This is a genomic window from Gilliamella sp. BG7, assembly GCF_046635565.1.
GTDB classification, from domain to species: Bacteria; Pseudomonadota; Gammaproteobacteria; order Enterobacterales; family Orbaceae; genus Gilliamella; species Gilliamella apicola_P.
This window is the reverse complement of the sequence record NZ_JBIDFB010000002.1, coordinates 234,649-247,808: the sequence shown is the minus strand read 5'-3', so window position 1 is coordinate 247,808 and position 13,160 is coordinate 234,649. Positions and strand designations below refer to the sequence as shown.

11 protein-coding genes are annotated in these 13,160 nt (G+C 35.1%); all 11 read left to right on the top strand.

What is annotated here, in order from left to right:
- Positions 1–4 precede the first annotated feature (4 nt).
- The 11 genes from rsmH to ACGH49_RS02550 all read left to right on the top strand — a co-directional run bounded on the left by rsmH (position 5) and on the right by ACGH49_RS02550 (position 13,160).
- Complete coding sequence (gene rsmH / locus ACGH49_RS02600; protein ID WP_296208473.1) at positions 5–940, top strand: 16S rRNA (cytosine(1402)-N(4))-methyltransferase RsmH; 936 nt, start codon at positions 5–7, stop codon at positions 938–940.
- On the top strand, positions 933–1,313 hold the full coding sequence (ftsL, locus tag ACGH49_RS02595) for a cell division protein FtsL (RefSeq protein ID WP_296208475.1): 381 nt from the start codon (positions 933–935) through the stop codon (positions 1,311–1,313). The genes rsmH and ftsL overlap by 8 nt, the downstream gene beginning before the upstream one ends.
- Entirely contained in the window at positions 1,313–3,064 is a 1,752-nt protein-coding gene (gene ftsI / locus ACGH49_RS02590) for a peptidoglycan glycosyltransferase FtsI (protein ID WP_411588135.1), read from the top strand. Before ftsL ends, ftsI begins: the two co-directional genes overlap by 1 nt.
- 9 nt (positions 3,065–3,073) lie before the next feature.
- Complete coding sequence (murE, locus tag ACGH49_RS02585) at positions 3,074–4,627, top strand: UDP-N-acetylmuramoyl-L-alanyl-D-glutamate--2,6-diaminopimelate ligase (protein ID WP_411588133.1); 1,554 nt, start codon at positions 3,074–3,076, stop codon at positions 4,625–4,627.
- Complete coding sequence (gene murF, locus ACGH49_RS02580) at positions 4,624–5,997, top strand: UDP-N-acetylmuramoyl-tripeptide--D-alanyl-D-alanine ligase (protein WP_411588132.1); 1,374 nt, start codon at positions 4,624–4,626, stop codon at positions 5,995–5,997. Before murE ends, murF begins: the two co-directional genes overlap by 4 nt.
- 4 nt (positions 5,998–6,001) lie before the next feature.
- Positions 6,002–7,084, top strand: coding sequence for a phospho-N-acetylmuramoyl-pentapeptide-transferase (mraY, locus tag ACGH49_RS02575; protein ID WP_411588131.1), 1,083 nt, complete (start codon positions 6,002–6,004; stop codon positions 7,082–7,084).
- A 22-nt stretch (positions 7,085–7,106) separates the two neighbouring features.
- The gene (murD, locus tag ACGH49_RS02570) at positions 7,107–8,441 is read left to right on the top strand and encodes a UDP-N-acetylmuramoyl-L-alanine--D-glutamate ligase (protein ID WP_411588130.1); all 1,335 of its coding nucleotides are present in this window, start codon (positions 7,107–7,109) and stop codon (positions 8,439–8,441) included.
- Positions 8,438–9,589 carry a cell division protein FtsW gene (gene ftsW / locus ACGH49_RS02565; protein ID WP_081298061.1) on the top strand — a complete coding sequence of 384 codons (1,152 nt, stop codon included), beginning with the start codon at positions 8,438–8,440 and terminating at the stop codon, positions 9,587–9,589. Before murD ends, ftsW begins: the two co-directional genes overlap by 4 nt.
- Positions 9,589–10,641, top strand: a complete 1,053-nt coding sequence (gene murG, locus ACGH49_RS02560) for an undecaprenyldiphospho-muramoylpentapeptide beta-N-acetylglucosaminyltransferase (RefSeq protein ID WP_411588128.1) — start codon at positions 9,589–9,591, stop codon at positions 10,639–10,641. The genes ftsW and murG overlap by 1 nt, the downstream gene beginning before the upstream one ends.
- 160 nt (positions 10,642–10,801) lie before the next feature.
- Positions 10,802–12,250, top strand: coding sequence for a UDP-N-acetylmuramate--L-alanine ligase (gene murC / locus ACGH49_RS02555; protein WP_411588127.1), 1,449 nt, complete (start codon positions 10,802–10,804; stop codon positions 12,248–12,250).
- Between the two features lies 1 nt (position 12,251).
- On the top strand, positions 12,252–13,160 hold the full coding sequence (locus ACGH49_RS02550) for a D-alanine--D-alanine ligase (protein WP_411588126.1): 909 nt from the start codon (positions 12,252–12,254) through the stop codon (positions 13,158–13,160).

The window sequence follows — 13,160 nt, the reverse complement described above, 5'->3', positions numbered from 1 at the left end:
ATTGATGGATTATCAACATACGACGGTTTTATTAAACGAAGCTGTAAGTGCATTAAATATAAAAAAAGATGGCATTTATGTTGATGGTACCTTTGGACGAGGAGGCCATTCTCGTTTAATACTTGAACAACTAGGAGCACAAGGACGATTGATTGCTATTGATCGTGATGAGCGTGCAGAGCAAACTGCGTTACAGATAATAGATCCTCGATTTACTTTTATTCGTGGTGAGTTTTCAAATTTATATCAATATATTGAAGAGTTAGAATTATTGGGTGAAATTGATGGTGTCTTATTAGATCTAGGTGTTTCATCACCACAACTTGATGATCCTGACAGAGGATTTTCTTTTATGCGTGATGGACCTCTTGATATGCGTATGAATACTAGCCAAGGTTTAACTGCAAGTGAATGGCTACTTAACAGTGATGAAGACGATATTTCATGGGTGTTAAAGACATTTGGTGAAGAGAAATTTGCCAAACGGATTGCTCGATCGATTGTCGAGCAGAATAAAATTTCGCCGATCACTCGAACCTTAGAGTTGGCTAATTTAATCCAAAAAGCTACACCAAGAAGGGATAAAAATAAGCATCCAGCTACACGTAGTTTTCAGGCCATTCGTATTTATATTAATAGTGAGTTGGAAGAAATTGAGCAAGTGTTAAATAGTAGTTTATCAGTACTTGCCAATCAAGGAAGATTAGCGGTTATTAGCTTTCATTCTTTAGAAGATAGAATTGTGAAGCAATTTATTAGTAAACAATGTAAAGGTCCAGATTTACCAACACGATTACCATTAACTGAACAACAAATTAAACAATATGGTAGTACTAAATTAAAATCCCTTGGCAAAATTAAACCAAATACTATTGAAATTAATAATAACCCGCGCTCCCGAAGCGCAATATTAAGGGTAGCAGAAAGGAAAAATGAATAACCAAAACAATGATTCTTTTCGAGATAAAACTTATATTGATAAAAATCTTCAAAAAAGACCGAGTAAAAGTTTGTTTGGTGTAATTATTGGGGATTTATTTGGGCATCAAAAAATTTCATTGTTATTACTTGTGATGATTATTATTTCTGCCGGTGCAGTATTAATAACAACGCAACAGATTCGTAAACAGTTATTTGAACGTGAGCAACTTTTATTAGAACAAGATGTGTTAGAAAGCGAATGGCGGAATTTAGTTATTGAAGAAAATGTACTTGCTGATCCAAAACGTGTCGAAGAGAAAGCTAAAAATCAATTAGGTATGTCTTATGTGACACCGCAAAATGAAACAGTCATTGTGATAAAGAGTAAATAATGAAACCTGTCACTAAACATAAAAAAAACAAAACCAATAAGTTGAATAGTAAAAAACAGTTTTTTACACCTAATCGTTTTTATATTGTATATGGACTTATTATTTTAGCGATTATTTGTCTTATGGTTCGAATGGCATTGTTGCAAATTATTGAACCAGATAAACTCATAGCTGAAGGAAATAAACGTTCACTTCGTCACCAAGAAATGGATGCTCCAAGAGCAATGATCACTGATCGTAATGGGCGTGCGTTAGCGGTAAGTGTGCCGATGTTTGATGTTTGGGCGGATCCCAAAATTGTTGTACAAAAAGGTGGTGTGAAAATTGATGATATTAGATGGCAAGGATTAGCTCAAACGTTAAATATTCCGATGTCAACGCTAGAACAAAAATTAAGTAATCCATCAGTGAGATTTGTTTATTTATCTAAGCAAGTAACACCAACAATATCTGGTTATTTAAAAAAACTAAAATTACCAGGGATATCTTTTGCGAAAACATCTAAACGTTATTATCCAGCAGCAGAAAATATAGCCCAATTAATTGGGCTTACAGACATTGATGAAAATGGTACTGAAAAAGGTTCTGAAGGTGTCGAAAAAAGTTTTAATAAATGGTTAATTGGCGAATCGGGACAAAGAGTTATAAGGCGTGACCGGGTAGGTCGTGTTATTGAAGAATTGAAACGTACAGATACTGAAACTGCATCAGATTTAATATTAAGTATAGATGAACGTTTACAATCGCTAGTATATAGTGAACTTAGTCAAGCGGTTAAATTTAACAAAGCAGACAGTGGAACAGCTGTATTGATTGATGTACATACTGGTGAGATTTTAGCGATGGCAACTAGTCCATCTTATAATCCTAATAATCGTTCATCAATTGATTATAATTTATTGAGAAATAGAGCAGTTACTGATGCGTTTGAACCAGGCTCTACGGTTAAACCGCTAGTTGTAATGGCTGCTTTAGAAAAGAAAATTGCTAACTTAAATACTATTATCGATACTAGACCTTTTTATGTTAATCGTTATGAAATTAAAGATGTGTCATATCAAAAAACACTTAATTTGGCAGGTATCTTAGAAAAATCAAGTAATGTTGGCGTAAGTAAGCTAGCTTTACAAATGCAACAGAGTGATCTTGTAGAATTCTATAGTCGATTTGGATTAGGTCAACCAACGGAATTAGGTTTAGGTGGTGAAGTTAGTGGTTCAATTGCAGCTGATAGAACCAGAAAATGGGCTGATATTGAGCGAGCAACATTTGCGTTTGGATATGGATTAAGTGTTACTCCATTACAATTAGCAAGAGCTTATGCAACCATCGGTAGTTATGGGATTTACCGACCAGTATCAATTTTAAAAGTCACGGAACCTGTTAAGGGTAAACGTGTAGTTTCTGAAAAAGATGCTAAAACAGTCGTTCAATTAATGGAGGCTGTAGCTGTTACTGGTGGAGGAACTAAAGCATCGGTTCCAGGTTATAGTGTCGGAGTTAAAACAGGAACAGCGAAAAAGTTATCTGGTGGACGGTATGTTAATCAATATTTAGCTTATACCGCAGGTATCGCTCCAGCAACAGCACCAAAGTATTCACTTGTTGTTGTTATTGATAACCCTAAAGCGGGGCAATATTATGGTGGTTCGGTTTCTGCACCTGTTTTCAGTCGCATTATGGGCGGTGTGCTTAGAACGATGAATGTAAAGCCTGATCGTCAAGTTGATGGGCAAATGATTATTTATTAGTAGGTGAAAATGTTAGCAACAAACTCGTTTAAAACATTATTTGAATTATTAGGTGGAAGATGTAATTTAAAACTAGATGATTTTCCACTTAATCATTTGCGTATAGATAGTCGTAAAGTGGAAAAAAATGATGTGTTTATCGCAATCAAAGGTCATACAGTTGATGGACGAACATTTATTCCTCAAGCTATTTCAATGGGGGCGGTTGTTATCTTAGTAGAGGCAAGTAGAAAATCAAATGACCTAAAAATTGACTATATTAAGCATGAAAATAAATCAATAATTCCACAAATTGGTGTTTTCCAACTTTCACAACGTTTATCTCTGATTGCTAATGAGTTTTATCATTTTCCATCAAAAAATTTATCCATTATTGGTGTGACCGGAACCAATGGGAAAACAACCGTTAGTCAGCTTATTGCCCAATGTTTAACATTATTGAATGAAAAAACAGCACTAATGGGAACTATTGGTAATGGGATTTATAATGAACTTGAGCCATCAATTAATACAACGTTATCGGCAGTAGATGTACAAACTTTATTAGCTGAATTTGTAGAGAAACAGGTCAAAGTTGTAACGATGGAAATTTCTTCACATGGGCTTGTTATGAATCGGGTTAAAGGGCTAAATTGCGCTGCTACTGTATTTACCAATTTAAGTCGAGATCATCTTGATTATCACAAAACAATGAGTAGATATGCAAAAGCAAAATGGTCGTTATTTAGTCTCGATGAAAAAGAAAAACAAGTTTTAACTGCGGGTAAATCAATTATTAATTATGATGACAAATATGGTAAAAGATGGATTGAAAAACTTCCACAAGTGACAGCTGTATCATGTCAAACAAAATCATTACGTCGACTCAAGGCGTTAAATATACCTTATGTTGGTGTATCAATGATCGAATATCATGATAAAGGTGCCCAAATTCATATGGAATCAAGTTGGGGAAATGCCATTATTATTAGCCGATTGCTAGGTGAATTTAATGTTTCTAATTTGCTATTGGCAATAGCGACACTTTTAACATTGAACTATCCATTTTTTGCTGTTGTTAATATGGCTTCTTTTTTGACTCCAATATGTGGGCGAATGGAGGTTTTACATGTAAAAAATAGCTCAACGGTTATTGTTGATTATGCGCATACTCCAGATGCGTTACAGAAAGCTTTGCAAGCTAGTCGAATTCATTGTAAAGGTTCTTTATGGGTAATTTTTGGATGTGGTGGTGATAGAGATACCGGCAAAAGACATTTAATGGCTGAAATCGCAGAACAATTTGCCGATAAAATTGTTTTGACTAATGATAATCCACGTACTGAAGATGAAATGAAGATTATTCACGATATCCAACAAGGTTTACATCATACCGATAATGTACACATAATTACCAATAGAGTACAGGCTATTACACAAACATTAAAGCAGGCTAAGCCTAATGATGTCATTTTAATTGCAGGTAAAGGGCATGAGGACTATCAAATAATTGGTAATACCAAATATCACTATTCAGATCAAGAAACAGTGAAAAAAATTCTAGGAGTAGAGAATCAATCATGATTCCATTAGACATTGAGCAAATAAAAAAAATAGTTAATGGTGAATCTTATTATATTCAAGACGAAAGTGCTGTGATTGATACGATTTGTACTGATTCACGAAAAATAATAAAACAATCACTGTTTATCGCACTTGTTGGAAATAATTTTGATGGACATGTTTTTGCTGAACAATCTATTAAAGATGGTGCTATAGCTGTAATCGTTGATCATAAACTTAATAAGACCATACCACAGATTGTTGTTAAGGATACTCGCTTGGCTTTAGGGGTAATCGCTAATTTTATCCGGCAGCAAAGTACAGCTAAAATTGTTGCACTTACAGGTTCATCAGGTAAAACGTCCGTTAAAGAAATGACTGCGGCAATATTACAACACTGTGGACAGACCCTTTATACACAAGGCAATTTCAATAATGATATCGGGGTGCCATTAACACTGTTACGTTTAACTAAACAAGACCAGTTTGCAGTTATAGAATTAGGCGCTAATCATATTGGTGAAATAGCCTATACTACGAATATTGTTAAACCACAAAGCGCTTTAATTAATAATATTGCAGAAGCACATATAGAAGGTTTTGGATCACTTGAAGGTGTAGCAAAAGCTAAAGGCGAAATCTTTCAAGGATTGCTTGATGGTGGTATTGCTATTATTAATTTAGATAGTTGTTCTGATAAATGGTTTACTCAGTTAGTAAACAAAACAGTTTGGACTTTTTCGTTAACGAACCCTTCTGCTCAATTTTATGCTAGTAATATTCAACACGAAAAAAATACAACATTTACATTACATACACCTAAAGGTGAATGTGAGATTATGTTATCGCTAGTTGGGAAACATAATATTTCAAATGCGATCGCGGCATCAGCTTTAGCACTTTCTGTCGGAGCGACTTTGAATCAGATTCAACAAGGCTTAGCCTCTTTAAAGCCTGTAAAAGGACGATTATTTCCAATAAAATTAAATCAAACCCAATTAATTTGGGATGATACTTATAATGCTAATGTTGGATCGATGTCAGCGGCTGTCAAAGTTTTGGTAAAACAGCCTGGTTATCGGATTTTAGTCGTCGGTGATATGGGAGAGCTAGGGCCAGAAGCTGAAAAATATCATTGCCAAATAGGTGAGCTTGCTCATGATGAAAAAATTGATTGTGTAGTAAGTGTAGGCAAATTAAGTCAATTTATTAGCCAGTTTAGTGGTGTGGGTCACCATTTCAATAATAAACAAGATGCAGTGAATTATTTATTAATGCTGTTACGCCAACAACCAAATTTAACAATGTTAGTTAAAGGGTCGCGTAGTGCAAAAATGGAAGAAGTTATCGAAAAAATTCAAATTGAACAACTCAAAATGAGTCAGGATTAAGATTATGTTGCTTTGGATATCGGAATATTTAGTTAAACATTTTACCTTTTTTAATGTTATCTCTTATTTAACAGTAAGAGCTATTTTAGGTTTATTAACCTCGTTAGCAATTTCATTATTTTTGGGGCAAAAAGTCATTGACTGGCTACAAAAATTACAGATTGGTCAAGTTATTCGCCATGATGGACCTGAGTCCCATTTAAGTAAAAAAGGAACACCGACTATGGGGGGGACGCTAATTTTAGCCTCAATTTCCTTATCGGTATTGCTATGGGCAGATTTACGCAATCCTTATGTTTGGGTAACTTTGTTTGTTTTAATTGGTTATGGCATTGTTGGCTTTGCTGATGATTATTTAAAAGTGATTCGTAAAAATAGTGCTGGATTAATTGCTAGATGGAAATACTTTTGGCAATCGGTTATTGCATTAATTGTTGCTTTTGGTCTTTATGTTTATGGTAAAGATAGCATGGTAACAGTGCTTGTTGTGCCATTTTTTAAAGATGTGATGCCTCAATTGGGACTATGGTTTATTTTATTAACTTATGTAGTTATTGTTGGGGCTGGTAATGCCGTTAATTTAACAGATGGACTTGATGGATTAGCAATTATGCCAACTGTTTTTGTAGCCGCTGGTTTTACGCTTGTAGCATGGGCTACAGGGAATGTCAATTTTGCTGCTTATTTGAATATTCCTTATATTAAATTCAGCGGGGAGTTGATGATTGTTTGTACTGCAATTATTGGGGCTGGGCTTGGTTTTTTATGGTTTAACACATATCCGGCGATGGTTTTTATGGGAGATGTTGGATCGCTAGCTTTAGGTGGCGTGTTTGGAATTATTGCTGTTTTATTACGACAAGAATTTTTATTACTGATTATGGGCGGAATTTTTGTTATTGAAACTTTATCCGTAATTTTACAAGTAGGATCATTTAAATTACGGGGTAAAAGAATTTTCCGTATGGCACCAATTCATCATCACTATGAATTAAAAGGTTGGCCAGAACCGCGTGTTATTGTGCGGTTTTGGATAATTTCATTGATGTTAGTTGTAATAGGTTTATTAACTTTGAAATTACGTTAATAAAAGATATTAGGATCAAATTATGGTTAGCTATCAAGGAAAAAATGTCGTTATTATTGGCTTAGGTGTCACAGGACTTTCTTGTGTAGACTATTTTCTTGCTCAAAATGTTATACCTAAAGTTATTGATACTCGTAAGTCGCCATCAGGGATGGAACAATTAGACAAACGTGTTGCTTGCCATTTAGGGGAATTAAATGTTGATTGGTTGCTTGATGCTGATTTAATAATAGTCAGCCCAGGAATTGCTTTATCAACACCTGAACTACAACAGGCAGCTAAAAAAGGTATTGAAATTATTGGCGATATTGAACTATTTTGCCGTGAATTGAATCAACAAAACAGTAAGCAAATTGTAGCCATTACAGGTGCAAATGGTAAAACTACAGTAACAACATTAGTTGGTGAAATTATTAAGTCGGCAGGTATTAAAGTCGCTATTGGTGGTAATATTGGGCAGCCAGCATTATCGTTATTGAATCAAGATTACGATGTATATGTTCTTGAACTGTCTAGCTTTCAGCTAGAAACAACTCAGAGTTTAAAAGCTACAGTTGCAACAATCTTAAATATTTCAGAAGATCATATGGATCGTTATCCTCTTGGATTAATGCAATATGTTGAGGCTAAGCAACGTATTTATCATAATGCCAAGTATTGTGTAATTAACCATGATGATAAGTTAACCATTCCAACTGACCAACAAAAAAACTGCGTATCATTTGGCGTGAATAAAGGGAATTATCATTTAGATTTCCACTTTGAACATTTGATTGCACAAGAGCAGCTAGTAGTAGCGACTAAAATAATGAAACTGGCGGGATGCCATAATTATCTTAATGCGTTAGCAGCTTTAGCTATAGTTGATAAACTGAAAATTTCACGGAAATCCAGTATAGCAACAATTATTTCATTTCATGGCCTACCACATCGTTTTGAGTTAGTGTTGGAAAGAAATGGAGTGAAGTGGATTAATGATTCCAAAGCAACCAATGTAGGTAGTACAGAAGCAGCATTAAATAGCGTGGTTTGCAAAGGGAAATTATTTTTATTATTAGGCGGGGATGGAAAATCAGCAGATTTTTCGCCATTGATTCCTTTTTTTGAAAACAGAAATCTAGAAATTTTTTGTTTTGGTCGTGATCGTTTTATCCTTGCTAAGCTAGCCCCTCATATAACAACTGTAACTAAAAGATTGTCTGATGCAATGCAAGTTATTGCTCAAAAAGTTGAACCAAATGATGTGGTTTTACTTTCTCCAGCCTGCGCAAGCTTAGATCAGTTTAAGAATTATATTGAACGCGGAAAACAGTTTGCACAACTTGCTGAACAATATACTCAAAGGAGTACAAAATGACACTCTTTTGGTTAAAAAAACAAGTTAATCCCCACATACCATTTGACAACCAGCTACTTTGGACTGTGTTAGGTTTAATGATCTTTGGTTTGATCATGGTGACATCTTCTTCAATGGCATTTAATGAAAGCGATCCTTTCTTTTATACACAACGAGAACTTATTCAGTTAGGACTATCATTATTTTTAATGTTTATTACGTTTTATATTCCAATGCAACGTTGGCAACAGTTTGCTTCTGTTTTACTTATTATTGCTATTATTATGTTAATCGTTGTGTTAGGTATTGGTTCTTCGATTAATGGAGCATCTCGTTGGATACCTCTAGGAGTATTCAATTTTCAACCTGCAGAACTTTCAAAATTAGCGCTATTTTTATTCTTAGCTGGTTATTTATCACGTAAATCTGAAGAAGTACAAAGTGGCTTTTGGGGTTTTTTTAAACCAATGGTTGTTATGACTATACTTTCTATTTTGTTACTTAAACAACCAGATTTAGGTACTGTTATTGTTTTATTTATGGTCACTATTGGCATTTTATTTATTGCAGGTGCGCAATTGTGGCAATTTATTGCTATTTTGCTAACGGGAGTTGGAGCAGTAATTTGTTTGATTTTGTATGAGTCTTACCGCTTAACACGACTGTTAACCTTTCTTGACCCTTGGCAAGATGCTACAGGTTCAGGTTATCAATTAGTCGCCTCATTAATGGCAATTGGTAATGGAGGCGTTACTGGACAAGGTATGGGAAATTCTGTACTGAAATTAGGTTATTTACCCGAATGTCATACTGATTTCATTTTCTCAATTATATCAGAAGAGTATGGATATATAGGTGTAGTTGCTTTATTGTCATTACTTTTCTTTCTAACATTTAAGGCGCTTGCAATTGGTTATCGAGCACTGAATGAAAGTTCATTGTTCTCTGGTTATTTAGCCTGTGAAATCGGGATATGGTTTGGTTTTCAAACATTTGTAAATGTGGGTGTTACATCTGGTATGTTGCCTACTAAAGGATTAACACTACCATTTATTAGTTATGGTGGATCAAGTCTTATTGTGATGAGTATTGCAACAGCAATATTACTCCGAATTGATTTTGAATTTAGACAACAACAAGCCCAAGCAAGAATAAGGTTAATAAAATAATGAAAAAATTATTAGTTATGGCAGGAGGAACTGGAGGGCATGTTTTTCCGGGTATTGCTGTGGCGCAATATTTAATGAAGCAAGGCTGGCAGGTAAGATGGTTAGGAACTGCCGATCGAATGGAAGCACACTTAGTTCCTAAAAATGGTATTGATATTGATTTTATCGAAATATCAGGGCTACGAAGCAAAGGTGTTATGGCATTATTAAAAGCACCTTATAAAATTTTAAAAGCAATTTTACAAGCTAGAAAAATTTTGAAAACTTATCGTCCTGATGTTGTTCTAGGTATGGGAGGATATGTTTCAGGCCCAGGGGGGATTGCAGCAAAAACGCTTGGTATACCGATTGTAGTACATGAACAAAATGGTATAGCAGGTTTAACCAACAAATATCTAGCTAAAATAGCAACTAAAGTTTTACAAGCATTCCCTACTGCTTTTCCTAAGGCAGAAGTAGTTGGCAACCCTGTTCGTAGTGAACTTTTGACTGTGGCAAAACCTGAAGAAAGATTAAAAGATCGTGATGGGCCAATTAGAGTATTAGTCATGGGAGGTAGCCAAGGAGCTAAAGTTATTAATGATATTGTGCCTCAAGTGATAACAAAATTATCCGATAAATATGTAGTATGGCATCAAACAGGTAAAGGAATGTTGAATTCCGTAATTCAGTCATACCAAAATTGCGATATGACCAATAATAAAGTGACTGAATTTATCCAAGATGTTGCAGATGCATACAATTGGGCAGATATTGTAATTTGTCGTAGTGGAGCATTAACCGTCAGTGAAATTGAAATAGTTGGTATTGGTGCTATTTTTATTCCATTTATGCATAAAGATCGTCAGCAATTTTGGAATGCAAAATCACTAGCAGATATAGGTGCTGCTAGTATTATAGAACAACCTGATTTCAGTGTTGAATCGCTATCTAACTTGTTATGTAATTTGAACAGAGATAAATTAATGGAAATGGCAATAAAAACTAAAAGTTTATCTATTGTGAATTCCACAGAGAAAGTGGCAAAAGCCCTTGATTCGGTGATAAAATGATTAGTTTTTGACATAAATTTATGTAATAATTTTGTCAAAATGTTTCGGGTTATACATATGTTTGAGTCAATGATTCATTTGAGCAATAAAAAATAACTAAGATAGAAATGTTCAATGATGATATGTACTGTAAACTATAAATTAATTTAGGAGTTAAATAGTGAATACAAAGGAATTAGCTAAGTTAAGAGCAATTATTCCTGAAATGAAGCGAGTCAAACATATTCACTTTGTGGGTATTGGTGGTGCTGGTATGGGAGGAATTGCTGAGGTTCTTGCTAATGAAGGATACAAAATTAGTGGATCAGATATTGCTGAAAATGCGGTCACTCAACATCTAGAAATATTAGGGGCAAAAATTGTTATTGGTCATGCGGCTGAAAATGTGATTAATTCTAGCGTTGTTGTTATATCTTCAGCTATTTCGCAAGATAACATTGAAGTAATTGCCGCTCGTGCAGCACGTATACCTGTTATTCAACGTGCTGAAATGTTAGCTGAATTAATGCGTTTTCGATATGGTATAGCAATTGCTGGTACTCATGGTAAAACTACAACTACTGCTATGGTTACCTCTATTTATGCTGAAGCGAAACTCGATCCAACCTTTGTTAATGGTGGTTTAGTTAAGGCGGCAGGAACACATGCTCAATTAGGAAGTAGCCGTTATTTTATTGCTGAGGCTGATGAAAGTGATGCTTCATTTCTTCATTTGCAACCGATGGTATCTATTGTAACAAATATAGAGCCTGACCATATGGACACTTATCAAGGTAGTGTTGATAATCTAAAACAAACATTTATTTCATTTTTACATAACCTTCCATTTTATGGTTTAGCTATTATGTGTTACGACGATCCTATTAATCGAGAGTTACTACCGATTGTGGGACGTAAAATCATCACTTATGGATTTAGCGAAGAGGCTGACGTTGTCATTAAAAATTATCGTCAAGAACGAGGCGTAAGCTATTACACCGTTTGTCGCCCTGATCGCCAAGATTTGCAGATTGAGTTAAATGCACCTGGTAAACATAATGCTTTAAACTCGGTGGCTGCGATAATTGCAGCAACAGAAGATGGTATTGATGATGAATCAATTATAAATGCATTAGCTAAATTTGCTGGTACTAGTCGGCGTTTTGATTTATTAGGTATATTCCCGCATGTTGATGGTGGCGATATAATGATGGTTGATGATTATGGTCATCATCCTAGCGAGGTTAATGCAACAATTCAAGCAGCAAGAAACGGCTGGCCTGAACGAAGATTGGTTATGTTATTCCAACCACATCGATACACGCGTACTCGGGATTTATTTGACGATTTCGCACAAGTGCTTTCTCAAGTCGATGCACTTGTTATGTTAGATGTCTATTCCGCAGGAGAGCAACCTATTGCGGGTGCCGATAGCCGTTCGTTATGCCGTTCTATCCGCAATCGTGGCAAAGTTGACCCCATTTATGTTTCGGATTTAGATTTGCTACCCGAAATAATGCAAGAAGTTTTACAAAGTGGTGATTTATTAATTACACAAGGTGCTGGTAGTGTTGGTCGTATAGCGCGCCAATTAGTCAAAACTCAATTATCATCAGAAGAGGTTTTATAAAATGGTAGATAAAGTTGCTGTATTGTATGGTGGTACTTCAGCTGAACGGGAAGTGTCACTTAAGTCAGGTAAGGCTATACATGCAGGATTATTGGCAAATGGTATCGATGCGCATCTTATTGATACTAAATATCATCCTATTACTAATTTAAAAGAAGAAGGTTATACAAAAGCTTTTATTATTTTACACGGACGTGGTGGGGAAGATGGTATTGTCCAAGCGATTTTGACTTATCAAAATATTCCTTATACCGGTAGTGATGTTTTATCATCAGCCTTAACAATGGATAAACTGAAAACTAAGTTAGTGTGGAAATCACTCAATTTACCTGTTGCTGAATATGTTATGGTTGAAAAATCACAATCAATTGATACTGGTGCTATAGTTAAACAGCTTGGTTTACCGTTGTTTGTTAAACCAAGTCATGAAGGCTCAAGTGTGGGAATGGCTAGAGTTAATGAAGCATCTGAATTGGAAGCAGCTATTAGTGCGGCTTTTAAATATGATAGTGTAGTGATGGTTGAGTCATTTTTAGCTGGTCCAGAATTTACAGTAGCAATTGTTGGTGAAGAGGTTTTACCTTCAATCCATATTAAACCCGCAACCAAATTTTATGATTATGATGCGAAATATTTATCTGATACCACTCAGTATTTTTGTCCAAGCGGTTTACCTGATGAACAAGAACAGGAAATTCGTAAATTAGCGTTAGATGCTTATAAAGCAGTAGGATGTCGAGGATGGGGAAGAGTCGACATTATGTTTAATGCTAATCAAAAACCATTTTTACTTGAAGTTAATACTGCTCCAGGTATGACAGATCACAGTTTGGTACCAATGGCGGCAAAAGAACATGGATGGTCATTTAATGAACTTGTTGCCAGAATATTAAATTTGGCAACTTTATAA